Here is a 12,791-nt window from a genome sequence, read left to right on the forward strand (position 1 = left end):
CCTTCAATTGGCTGAGGACGCGTATCGCCGGTGCGAACCCGCTCGATCGACCTTTCCGCTGGCCGTATAGGCGAGTTCGGGAACGACGGTGATCCGGCTGGGCACCAGATGACCGGGCACCCGGTCGCGCAGATAGTTCAGGACGTCCCCGGCGAGAGTCGGGGCGTCGGCGGGCGAGCGGGGCACGACGTAGGCGGCGAGCGTCGTGTGGTCGGCGACGGTCGCGCCCGCGACCGCCACCGCGCCCACCCTCGGGTGGCCGGAGATCTGGGCCTCCACCTCGCCCGGATCGACCCGGACGCCACGGACCTTGAGCTCGTGGTCGAGCCGTCCCTCGTGGACGAGCGCCCCGTCCTCGGCCCGGCTCACCCGGTCGCCGGTGTGGAAGCAGCGCTCGGGGCCCTCGCCCAGGTCCGCCTCGGCGAACCGCTCCGCGGTCGCCTCGGGCAGGTCGCGGTAGCCGAGTGCCAGCGAGGGGCCGCCGACGAGCAGCTCGCCGTCCCCGGTGACGTGCTGGCGGACGTGGGGCAGGGGGCGCCCGATCGGGACCCGTTCCCCCGCCGTCCACGGCCGGTCCCTGCGGGGCGCGAGCGGGCCGTGCAGGTCGACGGCATGGGTGATGAGCGTGGTCTCCGTGCACCCGTAGGTGTTGACCAGCCGGATCCCATCGGTGCCGAGCGCGCACCAGTCGGCCAGCCGTACGGGGCTGACGGCCTCCCCGCCGATGACGACCGTCCGCACGGAGGCCGGCAGCACGGCCCGCTCCTCGGTCAGGTGGCGCACCAGTTCGTGCCAGAACGCCGAGGGGAGGTCGAGCAGGGTGATCCGCTCGGTCTCGATCATCCGTAGCAGCCGGGGGAAGGAGCCCGAGTGGGCCCGCTCGTCGAAGACCAGCGCCGCCCCCGTGGTGAGCGCGGGCAGGATCTCCTCCAGGCAGGTGTCCCAGTTCGGCGACGCGAACTGCAGCACCCGGTCCTCGGGGGTCAGTCCGAACAGGGTCCGCAGCTCACCGGTCACGGTGGAGACGGCCCCGCGCGGGGTCACCACGGGCTTCGGCGCCCCCGTTGAGCCGGAGGTGAACAGGACGTACGCCGGGTCGTCGGCGTCTCCCGTCTCGGGCACGGCCCCGGGTACGGCCTCGCCGGGGGAGGGAAGGGCGAGCGCGCGCACTCCCGGCGGTGTGGGCGCGTCGGGGTCGGGGGTGAGCAGCAGGCGGCATCCGCTCGCCGCCAGCAGCGCCCGCCGTCTTGGCTCCGGGTGCGCCGGGTCGACGGGGCAGTATGTGCCGCCCGCGGCCAGGACGCCGAGCAGGGCGGCCACGGTCGCCGCCGAGTGCGAGGCGACCACCCCGACCGTCCCGGGGCGGGGACCGAGCCGCCCGGCCGTCGCGCGGACCCACGCGGCGAACTCGGCGTAGGTGAGGGGGTGGCCGTTGTCCGCCGTCGCGAGCCGTTCCGGATACCGTTCGGCCGCGTCCGCGAACGCCCTTATCACGTCGGGATGCGAATAAGGCACTCTTGCCTCTTTCTGAGTTAACACGCCAAATGGTGTTTTGCAGTGAATTCGGGGGATCGCGTTCATGCTGTCGAGGAGCACTGGATGTGGACTTGATGCGGCCTGGATTTCGGCTGGACTACATCTCGTGTTTCTCGCATGGCTGCCTGTGACAACGATGTGACAGACGGAGAGCGAAATGTCAGAAAGGTGCCTGGGGCACGTTCTGAAAATCGGGCTGCTCGGAGCGGTCCGGGCGCGCTGCGAATGCCGGGAGGTCCCCCTCGGCCCGCCGCGGCAGCGGGCGGTGCTGGCCCTGCTCGCACTGGAGGCGGGCCGTACGGTCCCGATGGAACGGCTGATCAGAGGTTTATGGGGGGAGCGGGTGCCGGCGGGGGCGCGGGGACTGGTCCAGGGATACGTCTCACGGCTGCGGCCGGCCCTCGCCGGGATGGGTGTCACGATCGCCTACGCGCCGCAGGGCTACCTGCTCGAACTCGCGGCCGAACAGGTGGACGTCCACGAGTTCCGGATTTCGGTCACCAGGGCACGCTCTCTCGACACCGACGAGGCGCAGGCCGTCGCCCTGCGGCGCGCCATCGCGCTGTGGCGGGGGGAGCCTCTGGCCGGGGTCTCCGGAGGCGAACTGCTCGACGGGCTGCGCGAGACCCTCACCGAGGAACGGCTGGCCGCCACCGAGGAGTGCCTGAACGCCGAGGCGCGAGCGGGCCGTGCCACGGTGCTGATCCCCGAACTGATCGCGCTCGTGGCCGAGCACCCCTTCAGGGAGGGCCTGGTCGGCCTGCTCATGCTGGCGCTGTGCCGGGCGGGCCGCAGGGCCGACGCCTTGGAGCGATACGAACGCACCAGGCGCCGTCTCGTCGAGGAACTCGGCCTCGACCCCGGCCCCGAGCTGCGGCAACTACACCAGACGATCCTGCGCGGCACCGTACGCGGGGCCGGGACCGTTCTTCTCCCGTCCGTCGAGGCGGACGCGGTCCCCGCCCAGCTGCCCGCGGAACCCGGCCAGTTCACCGGCCGCGCCGCCGAACTGACCCTGCTGGACTCGGTCGTGACCGGTGGCGACACGGTGGCGATCTCGCTGGTGACCGGTACGGGCGGTGTCGGGAAGACCGCCCTGGCCGTCCACTGGGCGCACCGGACCCGCTCCCGTTTCCCCGACGGGCAGCTCTACGTCGACCTGCACGGTCACTCACCGCGACGGCCGCTGCGTCCGATCGAGGTCCTCGGACGGTTCCTGCGCGCGCTGGGCGTTCCCGCCGAGCGGGTCCCCGGCACCGTGGAGGAGGCGGGCGCGGTCTACCGCAGCCTGCTCGCCGACCGCAGGGTGCTGGTCGTGCTGGACAACGCGGACAGCGTGGAGCAGGTCCGTCCCCTCCTGCCCGGCGGCAGGCGCTGCGCGACACTGGTCACCAGCAGGGAACACCTGGCGGGCCTCGTCGCCAGGGACGGCGCGGTCCCGGTCCCGCTCGGCGTGCTCGCTTCGGACGAGGCGGTCACCCTGTTCGGCAAACTCCCGGGCGGCGAACGGCTGTCCGCCGAACCGGAGGCGGCCGGGGAACTGGCCAGGGCCTGCGGCTACCTGCCGCTGGCGCTGCGCGTCGCCGCGGCCGACGTCGCGGGCGGGCCCGTGGGGGAGACGGCGGGCCGGGCCCGCAGGCTCGCCGGCGCCAGGCTGTCCGTGCCCGCCGGCGGGGAGGCGCGTGAGATCGCGCGCGGCGCGCTCGACAGCTCCTACCGCCACCTCGACCCACCCGCCCGGCGCCTGTTCCGGCTGCTCGGCATGGTCCCGGGGCCCGTCTTCACCGCCGAGGCGGCCGCCGCGCTCGCGGGCACGCGCCCCGGCGAGGCCGACCGCCTGCTGTACGGCCTCGCCGCCGCGGGGCTCGTCGAGGAGACCGAACCGGGCCGCTACGCCCTCCACGACCTGGTCCGCGAGTACGCCCTCGAACGTGCCTGGGCCGAGGACCCCGAACCCGAGCGCGCCCGCGCCCTGGACGCCCTGCTGACCTGGTATCTGCGCGCCGTCCGTGAGGCGGGCGAGGAGGCCTGCCTCACGGAGGCCGTACCGATACCCATGGCCGCCGTCCCCTGAGAGCCGGGCCGGGCGTCGTCGTTCGGGTGCGGTCGAGAAGTTCGTACCAGCGGGCGACGGAGTCCTTGGAGCCAGGGGGCGTCGCGAGCGCGTCGATCTCGTGGCGGTCGAAGAGACCGATCCCTCTGTGTCCGTGACCGATCACCGGTGCCGGCGGGCGTCGGTCACGCGTCCTGTTCACGACGGCGAGACACGACGGCGAGAGGGGCGGCCCCCGGAGCGGGTCGCGTTCCTCATCGACGGGTGAGCCCGGCGGTCACGGCCAGCCAGGCGAGCGCGGTCAGCGCCAGCGCCGTCGCGACGACGAACGTCGTCCCCGTCCCGGCCGGCATCGTCAGCCCGCCGACCGCCGTTCCCACGCTGATGCCGAGATAGATCGCCGAGGAGTTCAGCGCCACCAGCAGCGGCGCCTGAGCCGTCGCGGCCTCGATCAGCCGGTACTGCTGCGGCGGGGTCTGGCACCAGCTCGCCGCGCCCCACGTGACGGCCAGCAGGGTGACCGCGACGGGTGCCCGCACGCCCGCCACGGCCAGCAGCGCGAAGGCGGCCATGGTCACGGCCATCAGCGCGTAGCCGGTGGTCAGCGTCCTGACCGGGCCGATCCGGTCGGCGGCGAAACCGGCGGCCAGGTTCCCCGCGACGGCGCCGAGGCCGTAGGCGGACAGTGTCCACACGGCGCCGGGGCCGGTGACGCCCAGGGCGCCCAGTGCCGGGACGGCGAAGGCGTAGGCGGTGTAGGCGGCGGCCATGCCCAGGGCGGTCAGCGGCAGCACCGTGGCGACCCCCGGCCGGCGCAGCGCCGCCAGCCTGGTCCGCAGCGGCACCGGGACACCTCCGGGAAGGGACGGCGTCAGCGCGCCCGCGGCCAGCGCGGTCACCAGGCACAACGCCGCCACCAGGCCCAGGGCGGCCCGCCAGCCCATCACCGCGCCGATCGCGCCGCCGAGCGGCACGCCCAGCGCGGTCGCCACCGTCAGGCCGCCGACGACCACGGCCAGCGCCCTGGCCCTCAGCTCGGGACGGACCAACGCCGCCGAGACCGCCCCTGCGGTCGGGGTGTAGGCCGCCGCGCCGACCGCCGCGAGCACCCGGGTGACCAGCAGCGACGGCAGGTCCGGCGCCAGCGCGGAACCCGAGTTCGCCACCGCCAGCAGCACCAGCGCCGCCACCAGCAGCGCCCGGCGCGGCAGCCGCGCGGTCACGGTCGCGACCACCGGCGCCGAGAGCGCGTAGGCCGCGGCGAACACCGTCACCGCCTGCCCCGCGCCCTCCGTCGACACGCGCAGCGAGGCGGCGACGTCCGGCAGGAACCCGGCCAGGACGAACGCGTCCGTGCCCACCGCGAACGTCCCCAGAGCCAGCACCCACGTCCGGCCCAGGCCGCCGAGGGCGGCCGGTCGCGATATCGAGACATTGGACATCCCGATTCACCTTTCAATGAAGCCCGGCCGACCGGCCGGGCGCGATGGATCTCCTCGTGCGGCAGGGCCGGGGTCAGGAAAGGGTCTGGCAGAACCGGCGCACCCGCGCCGGGGCCGCCGCGGGACTCACCGCGATGAGGTCCGCCAGGGTCTGCGCGGCCAGCTCCCGCCGCCACGCGAGCTCCGCCCTGCGCATCGCCTGCGCGACCCCGCACGGGCGGGCGAACTCGGAAGCCGGGGCCTCCGCTCCGGCGCCGCGCCGCCGGATCTCGGTGCAACGGAACGCGTCCTGCCGTTCCTCGATCGCGGCCACCACGTCCATGAGGCTGATCTCCTCAGGTGCCCGCGCCAGCGAGTAGCCGCCGCGCGGCCCCGGCGAGGAGGCCAGGATCCCCGCGCGCACCAGCGGCTGGAGACGCTTCTTCAGATACTCGGGTGGCAGCTCGAACACCTCGGCCAGCCGCCCCGTCGACACCGGCGCCTGATCTCCCAGCCACGCCAGGGCCAGGCAGCAGTGCAGACCCCACTCGACGCCCTCACCCATCAACATAATCGGGATATTACATGTACCGATTAATCTCCCGATTCCGCACTGGCCGTCCGTCGGGAGGCTCGGGCGTACGCGCTCTTGATCTACGGTAAGCTACCTGATGTCTAGCCGTAGGGCCGACAGCCGGGACGTAGCGCAGCTTGGTAGCGCACTTGACTGGGGGTCAAGGGGTCGCAGGTTCAAATCCTGTCGTCCCGACCAGGTTTTCGCTGGTCAGCGAGGGTGTCTCTCATATGAGAGGCACCTTTTTCGCGTGCTGAGGCACTAACTGAGGGACCGGCACTCCGCAAGAAGGCCGTGCTCCCGCGCATGCGCGCAGGGCGCGGCTCCCTGGGACGGGTGCCGCGCCCTGGCGCCGGTTCAGGTGTTCGGGTGGGTCAGATGGTCCACGGGCGGGTGGGCGGGATGAATCGGCACAGCACCGCACTCTTCTCCTGGGGCAGGCGGTTCAGGGCGTCGAGCAGCTGGGAGTTGGTCATGTGAATCCCCTCTGTGGTTCTGGCGAAGCCCCCGCCGGGCGGCGGGAGAGGCCCACGGCCGGTCGGCGCGCGGGAGTTCATGGGGCGGGACGGCTCAGCGGGCCGGAAGCCAGGGGCGCGGCCCGCCGTACCGCTGCCGGACGAGGAAGGACAGCGCCCCGGCGACCCCGGTGGCGTGGTCGGCGTAAGGACGCTCCCAGCAGTCGCCGACGGCCACCGGCAGGCCGCCGGCCAGACCGGCCCGTACGGTCAGCATGTCGGCCAGCTCACCGGCCCATCTGTAATAGATCGGGTCGAACAGGGCGTCGGCGAGGTCGAGCAGGAACTGCCCGTCCCCGCTGATGCCGTGACAGGCCCCCAGCGGAGCGATGGGCGCCGCCGTATGCACCGCGGCGGCGGCCTCCTCGGCCAGCTCGCGGTACGGGACGTGATCGGTGGCCAGCCACAGCCGCAGCAGGAACGTGCCGATCCCCGACGAGCCGTGGCACCAGTGCGCCAGCCGCCGCTCCGCGCGTCCCGGCCCCTCGCCCCACCAGGCCGCCCCGTCCTCACGTACGGCCGCGCGCACCAACAGGTCGCCGGTACGACGGGCCGCGTCCGTGTAGGCGTCCTCTCCGGAGGCGACGCCCGCCGCGAGGAGGAAGGTGCCGATTCCGGCGCAGCCGTGGGCGAAACCGTAGTACGGGCCGATGGAGTCCGACCCCGCATCCGGCCACCACAACCCGCCACCCTCGGCCTCCCGAGCCTGGAGGAGGACGCCGTCGGCGCAGGCCCGCCACCGTTCGGCGAGGTCCTCGGCGCCGCTCAACTCGTGCAGGCGCACCAGGGCGAGCCCCGCCCCCGCCGTACCGTGGAAGACGTCGGGTGTGGCCCAGCGCACCGGCAGCCGGCGCGCCATGGCGAGGGCCCGGCGGGCGGTCACGTCGTCGTTGACCGCCAGCGCGGTCTCGTAGGCGGCCAGGCACGGTCCCGCGTGCCCCGCGTACAGGCCGGGCAGCACCCTGCGGCCGGGCCGGGTGTCCAGATTCCTGTCGTACCAGCGCGAGGCCTCCCACAGCGCGGTGTCGAGCCGCTCGCTCCGCTCGGCGCGCTCCCAGACCTGGACCAGGACACCGGTGCCTCCGGCGGCCCCGAACTGGACGGTGCACGGGTCGAGGCCGCCCGAGATGACGTTCGCCGGCCACAGGGCGGTGCCGTCGGGGTCCATCGAGTCCAGCAGGAAGGCGAGCGACCCCTGGATGAGGCCGTCACGGCCGGCCGCGGGAAACAGGGAGGCCGCGTGGCAGGGCGTGGCGGGAAGCCCGTCGAGGAACGCGCGGGCCCGCTCCAGTTCCCACCGCTCCTCCGGCCGCTCGCGCATCAGCCCCTCGACGGCTTCGGCGAGTTCCCCGGCCACGGGGAAGTGCCGGGCGGCGTATCTGACCCAGACCGTCACGTCGCCGCCGGGCGGCACCAGGGGCTCCTGCCGCAGGCACAGCAGGGCGATGAGCGCGCCCACGCCGTAGCGGTCGGCGGCGGGATCGGCGGCCGAGGCGCGCTGTTCGGGCGCGGCGTAGCCGGGGGTGGCGAGCCTGCCCGCCACCCCGCCGGGCAGCACCGCGGCCTCCAGGTCGACGAGGGCCATCCGCCCGTCGGGCCGCACGATGACGTTGGCCGGGGACAGGTCGCGCACGACCACTCCCGCCTTGTGCACGACGGACACCAGGTCCAGCAGGCTTCCCGCCAGCTCCAGCACCCGCTCGCGGTCCAGCGGCGGCGGTGCCGAGGAGTCGGCGAGGTCGGCGGGGGCGGCGAGCGCGCGCAGGCTGGTGCCCGCCACCTCCTCCTGGACCAGGAACAGGTGGCCGTCCACCTCGTAGGTGCCGACGAGGCCGGGCACCACCCCGGTCGGAGCGAGGTGCCGAAGGACGGCCTCCTCGTTGCGCAGCAGGTCACGCACGTCCCTGCCGTCCTCATCGGCTTCGAACCAGGGGCGCCCCTGCTTGATCACCACGGGCGCCCCGTCGCGCCGGGTGTCCTCGGCGCGGTAGACGCCGCCCTTGTTGGAGTGCCGTACCGCCCCCGTCACCCGGTAGCGGCCCGCGAGCAGCAGTTCACCGTCACCCGTCTGTTCCTGTTCCTGTTCGGAGGGCGGGAACGGGTCCCGCGCCCACGGCGGAGGCGCGAACCAGGGCAGGCGGTCGTCGGGAGTCAGGGAGCCGTCAGGGGCGACCAGCACGTCCCGCCACAGACCGTGGTCGTCCAGGTCGCGCAGGGCGGCGAAACCGCCGTAACGGTAGTGGACCAGGCCGCCCTCACGGTACGGACGGTCGGACAGGATGCCGGGACCGGACAGTCCCTCGGTCGCCAGGTGGAGCGCCTCGGCGAGTTCGGCGCACTGTTCGTCGCCGGCCGGGTAGACGGTGAGGAACTTGCCTCCTTCGGCCCGCCGGTGGTCGCGGGAGAGGGAGCGCCGCAACCGCTCGACGGTGCCTACGAACTTGAACGGCACCCGCAGAGGCAGCAGCACCCGGGCCGCGCGCCGCAGGACCTCCTCCGCGTTGCCGGGCACCGCGGACAGGTGCAGCTTCCAGCCCTGCACGCGGTGACGGCAGGCGAGAGGCTCGACGTGGAACCAGAAATCCCCAGCCCTGGTCTCCCACGACGCCGCCTCGGCCCCGGTCCCCAACTCGGCCCGCAGAATCGCCAGAAGACCGTCATCGCCTGTCCCCGTCATCGTCGCGTCCCCCTCCGCACCCCGTGTTCACGATGAGGAATGTCTCAGGCGGCCGTCGACGAAAGATAGACAGAACGTATACGCGCCACGATCGACGGGGTCATCCGGTGGGCAGCCCCAGCCGCTCCTTGATGGCCAGGCTCTCGGCGGCGCGGACGTCCGCGGCCTCGCGCTCGCCCATGTCCAGCAGGACGCGGGCGATGACGTCCAGGCACTGGGCGCGCTGGTAGTCCAGCTCGGCCTCCGTCGCCAGGCGCAGGGCGTACCCGGCGCGCCCGCGGGCCTCGGCGAGCCGCCCGGCCAGCCGCAGCGACTCGGCCAGCGACAGGTGGGCCAGCAGGATCTGCTCGGGCCAGTGGGTCCCGTCCAGCTCGGCGACCGCCTGGTCGAGAACGTCGATCGACTCGGCCAACCGGCCGAGCGCGCGGTAGGCCATGCCCAGCGTCCGCATCGCGACGCCCGCTCCCCGCCGGTTGCCCAGCTCCCGGTGGAGCCGCAGCGACTCCGACGCCGAGGTCAGCGCCTCATCGAGCGCGCCCGTGCGCCGGTGGGCGACGGCCAGGATCTCCAGGGCGTCCGCCTCGAGGGAACGCAGCCCGTGGCGGCGGGCGATGACGGCAGCCTCCCCGGCGAGCCCGACCGCCTCGTCGCCCCGGCCGTGGACGAGCGCGCTGGCCGCCGCGCCCGCCAGCGCGTCGGCGAGGGTGTGGACGTCCCCCACCTTCCTGGCCAGTCCGATGGCGGCCCGTACTTCGGCGTCCGCCTCGCTTCCCCGGTGCATGCGCGACAGCATCGCCCTGGCGCGGCCCTCGGCCCAGCGGTCGCCCGCCGCCGACGCCGCCCGCGCCAGTGCGGTGAAGGCCGACTGGAACTCACTGACGAGGCGCCGGGAGTCGACCAGGTCGCCCAGCAGGACGGCGACGTCGGAGGCGAGCCTGATCTGCCACGCCTCACCCTGGACCGCCGCCTGCGTCAGCACACCGGCCACGGCGGCCGCCTCCCGGCGTTGCCACGCCTGCGCCTCGGCCGGAGAGCCGAAGACGACGCCCGGCACGTCGAACATCCCGGGACGGGCTCCCGGCCCGTCGCCCGGGGTGAGGACCCCGGCGGCGTTCGTGGCGGAGGCGAGCAGGTGGCCCAGGCAGCGGGTCAGCGCCCGCGCGGCCTCCTCCGGACTGGCGCGCTGCCTGCCGTACAGGCGCAGCAGGTCGTGGTAGCGGTAGCGGCCCAGCTCGCCGGAGGTGAGCATGTTCAGATCGACCAGGCTCTCCAGGATCTCCTCGGCGTCCGGCCCGGGAACACCGAGGACCGCCGCCGCGGTCTCCAGCGGGAAGCAGGGGATGTTGAGCCCGGCCAGCAGGCGGAACGCCCTGGCCTGGTCGTCGGTGAGTCCCATGTACGACAGGTCGAAGGCCGCCTCGACGTCCAGCCCGCCCGCGCGCAGTTCGCGTAACCGCCGCCGGTGGTCCATGAGCCGGGCCCACAGGGAGGTGACCGTCCATGCCGAGCGCGCCGTCAGCCGGGCGGCGGCGATGCGTACGGCCAGCGGCAGGTAACCGCAGGCGGTCACGACCTCGGCGGCGCTGTCACGTTCCGGTTCCACGCGCGACGCGCCCACGATGCCGGTGAACAGCGCCAGCGCCTCGCCGGGGGCCAGGGGGTCCAGGTGCAGGTGGCACGCGCCGGACACGTCGGTCAGGACCGTACGGCTGGTCACCAGCACGGCGCATCCCTTTCCGCCCGGCAGCAGCGGCCGGATCTGGGCGGCGTCGGAGGCGTCGTCCAGCACCACCAGGACCCGCCGGTCCGCCAGCAGCGACCGGTAGAGCGCGCTCTGCTCGCCCGGCCCGCTCGGCGGATCGTTCTGCCCGAGCGCGCGAAGGAACCCGCCGAGCGCGGCCTCGGGGGCGACCGGATCGGCCCCGGCGCCCCGCAGGTTCACGAAGAGCTGCCCGTCCGGGAAGAGATCGTGGACGGCGTGGGCCACGTGCAGGGCCAGCGCGGTCTTGCCGACACCGCCCTGCCCTGACAGCGTGAGCACGGCCGTCGCGGCCTCCGCCTGCGAGGACAGACACCGGAGCATGGTCTCGATCTGCTCACGGCGCCCGGTGAAGTCGGCCAGGTCGGGCGGGAGCTGGCGGGGCGTCGGGCAGGCCCCGCGCTGGGCGGGAGTCGCGCTGGGCGGGACGAGGGCCGGGTCACCGGAGATGATCCGCTGGTACAGCGCCGCGAGCTCGGGAGTCGGGCCGACGCCGAACTGCTCGGCCAGAAAGGTTCGCAGACCGGTGTAGACGCCGATGGCCTCCGCCTGCCGCCCCGACCGGTACAGGGCCCGCATGAGCAGGGCGGCGAGCCCCTCCTGGGCCGGGTGCGCCGCCACCGCCTCGGTGAGCTCGCGCACCACGGCCTGGTCCTCGCCCAGGGCCAGTCCCGCCTCGGCGTAGGAGCCCAGCGCCGACAGCCGCAGCTCGGTCAGCCGGACACGCTGCCCTGTGGCCCAGGTCCCCGGCAGTCCGGCCAGCGGTTCCCCGCGCCACAGGCCAAGAGCCCGCGCCAGCAGCTCACGCGCCTGCTCAGGCGAGGCGTCCGCCGCCCGCCCGGTCAGTGTGGAGAACGTCTCCAGATCGTGGGGTACGGCGCAGGCGTAACCACCGGGTGAGGACCGGATCACGTCCTTGCCCAGCACCGTGCGCAGCCGTGACAGGTAGGTGCGCACCGTCTCCACGGAGGTCTTGGGCGGCTCCTCCCCCCAGAGGATCTCCACCAGCCGTTCGGCGGTCAGCCCCCGCCCCTCCGCCATGAGCAGGGCCGCGAGCGTCAGACGCTGCTGGGGGGAGCCGAGGTCGAGCTCGCACTCACCGTCCCAGCCGCGAACAGGGCCGAGCAGCTGAAAACGCATTCCTCCCATATAGCAGCTCAGCTGGGGATTAAAGGGGTAAATCCCTTTTTAACCGGCAGGGTCTCTTCGGATGGGGGCGGCGCGCGTCTTCTGGATTTGACCTGCCGCCGGTGCCTCCGGATTCCCGGGCGGTGAGTCCGCGACCTGTCAGGAAGGCGCCGTACGGCGTCGAGATTTGGGATATTCGGCGTAACGAGTCCGGTGAATCGGCTCCCTGTGGGTTTCAGCGAACCGTTGGTCATCGCTGTAGGTGACAGGTCTCTCGCGCAAGGAAACCGGTGAGGCCGATTCGCGGCGGGTTGTTAAGGGCGACAAGGTCTCTGTGAGAGGGCCGATCCTCTGTCTGGGACGACGGCGAAGGGCGGTGTGGACCGACCCGCTTTCGCGTCGGCGCCTGGAGACATGAAATGGCCCGCACGGCGGCCGCGGTGCCCGGGACGGGACCCCTCGTCGTGCGGGAGGAGTCCCTGCCGCACCCGCGAACGACTCGGAGACCGGGAGGACGACGTCCGCCTCAGCCGGCCAGCTTGGCGACCAGGCGGACGAGGGTGTCCCGGGCGGTCTCCGTGCCCTCCGCCATGATCATGCGGGCGAGCTGCGGGGTGGCGTACCACCAGCCGGCCAGGGCGACCACGGCGTAGAGCAGTTCCCTGGCCGCGAGGTCCGGGTTCAGGGCGCCCGCCTTCTGGCCGGCGGTCAGCGCGGCCAGTTTCGCGGCGTAGTGGGCACCGCGCTGTTCCTCGGCCGCGATGGGTCCGTCGCCGCGGTGCAGGCCCTCCCAGTGCAGCAGGCGGATGAGCTGTGGATGCTCACGGTGGTAGTCGTAGACGCGCCCGGCGTACTCCGGCAGGTCGCCTGCCAGGTGCTCGTCCAGTGGCACCGCCTCGGCCAGCCGTTCCAGCGCCGAGGTCAGCACGGCGGCGAACAACTGCTCCTTGTTGCCGAAGTACTGGTAGATGCGTTCCTTGTTGACGCCCGCGGCGGCGGCGACCCGATCCAGCCGGGCGGCCTCGGGGCCGTGCTGGGCGAACTCCTGTACGGCCGCGTCCAGCAGGAGCTGCCGCGTCCTCTCCGTGTTCCACGCCATGGTGACCAGCATAGCCGAAACTCCAACTG

General features: G+C 73.5%; 7 protein-coding genes and 1 tRNA gene. 2 read left to right on the forward strand and 6 right to left on the reverse strand.

Translation table 11 applies throughout. The features are described from left to right. Positions 1–3: 3 nt before the first annotated feature. Positions 4–1,515 carry an amino acid adenylation domain-containing protein gene (locus ACFYY8_RS05490; protein WP_390037422.1) on the reverse strand — a complete coding sequence of 504 codons (1,512 nt, stop codon included), beginning with the start codon at positions 1,513–1,515 and terminating at the stop codon, positions 4–6. A gap of 178 nt (positions 1,516–1,693) precedes the next feature. On the opposite strand from ACFYY8_RS05490, the gene ACFYY8_RS05495 reads away from it, so the two are divergent. After that, entirely contained in the window at positions 1,694–3,610 is a 1,917-nt protein-coding gene (locus ACFYY8_RS05495; RefSeq protein ID WP_390037424.1) for a BTAD domain-containing putative transcriptional regulator, read from the forward strand. Positions 3,611–3,843: 233 nt separating this feature from the next. Here ACFYY8_RS05495 and ACFYY8_RS05500 read toward each other — a convergent pair whose 3' ends face one another. Both ACFYY8_RS05500 and ACFYY8_RS05505 read right to left on the reverse strand, forming a co-directional pair. Further along, positions 3,844–5,031 (reverse strand): MFS transporter, encoded by a 1,188-nt coding sequence (locus ACFYY8_RS05500; protein WP_390037426.1) that lies wholly within the window; start codon positions 5,029–5,031, stop codon positions 3,844–3,846. 73 nt (positions 5,032–5,104) lie between these two features. Next, on the reverse strand, positions 5,105–5,581 hold the full coding sequence (locus ACFYY8_RS05505; RefSeq protein ID WP_390037427.1) for an RrF2 family transcriptional regulator: 477 nt from the start codon (positions 5,579–5,581) through the stop codon (positions 5,105–5,107). Positions 5,582–5,705: 124 nt separating this feature from the next. Here ACFYY8_RS05505 and ACFYY8_RS05510 point away from each other — a divergent pair. After that, a tRNA-Pro gene (locus tag ACFYY8_RS05510) sits at positions 5,706–5,782 on the forward strand. A gap of 372 nt (positions 5,783–6,154) precedes the next feature. On the opposite strand, the gene lanL is transcribed toward ACFYY8_RS05510, so the two are convergent. The 3 genes from lanL to ACFYY8_RS05525 all read right to left on the reverse strand — a co-directional run bounded on the left by lanL (position 6,155) and on the right by ACFYY8_RS05525 (position 12,762). Continuing rightward, positions 6,155–8,776 carry a class IV lanthionine synthetase LanL gene (lanL, locus tag ACFYY8_RS05515; protein ID WP_390037429.1) on the reverse strand — a complete coding sequence of 874 codons (2,622 nt, stop codon included), beginning with the start codon at positions 8,774–8,776 and terminating at the stop codon, positions 6,155–6,157. 100 nt (positions 8,777–8,876) lie between these two features. After that, positions 8,877–11,675, reverse strand: a complete 2,799-nt coding sequence (locus ACFYY8_RS05520; protein ID WP_390037431.1) for a BTAD domain-containing putative transcriptional regulator — start codon at positions 11,673–11,675, stop codon at positions 8,877–8,879. Positions 11,676–12,189: 514 nt separating this feature from the next. After that, positions 12,190–12,762 carry a TetR family transcriptional regulator gene (locus ACFYY8_RS05525; RefSeq protein WP_390037433.1) on the reverse strand — a complete coding sequence of 191 codons (573 nt, stop codon included), beginning with the start codon at positions 12,760–12,762 and terminating at the stop codon, positions 12,190–12,192. Positions 12,763–12,791: the final 29 nt, after the last annotated feature.

The sequence above is a fragment of the Streptosporangium sp. NPDC001559 genome (genome assembly GCF_042893955.1).
Classification (GTDB): domain Bacteria; phylum Actinomycetota; class Actinomycetes; order Streptosporangiales; family Streptosporangiaceae; genus Streptosporangium.

What these genes read in the sequence shown, in the direction of transcription:
- ACFYY8_RS05505 (WP_390037427.1), bottom strand. Translation starts at nt 5,581, where the DNA reads ATGTTGATGGGTGAGGGCGTCGAGTGGGGTCTGCACTGCTGCCTGGCC.
- ACFYY8_RS05495 (WP_390037424.1), top strand. Translation starts at nt 1,694, where the DNA reads ATGTCAGAAAGGTGCCTGGGGCACGTTCTGAAAATCGGGCTGCTCGGA.
- ACFYY8_RS05525 (WP_390037433.1), bottom strand. Translation starts at nt 12,762, where the DNA reads ATGGCGTGGAACACGGAGAGGACGCGGCAGCTCCTGCTGGACGCGGCC.
- ACFYY8_RS05500 (WP_390037426.1), bottom strand. Translation starts at nt 5,031, where the DNA reads ATGTCCAATGTCTCGATATCGCGACCGGCCGCCCTCGGCGGCCTGGGC.
- lanL (WP_390037429.1), bottom strand. Translation starts at nt 8,776, where the DNA reads ATGACGGGGACAGGCGATGACGGTCTTCTGGCGATTCTGCGGGCCGAG.
- ACFYY8_RS05520 (WP_390037431.1), bottom strand. Translation starts at nt 11,675, where the DNA reads ATGCGTTTTCAGCTGCTCGGCCCTGTTCGCGGCTGGGACGGTGAGTGC.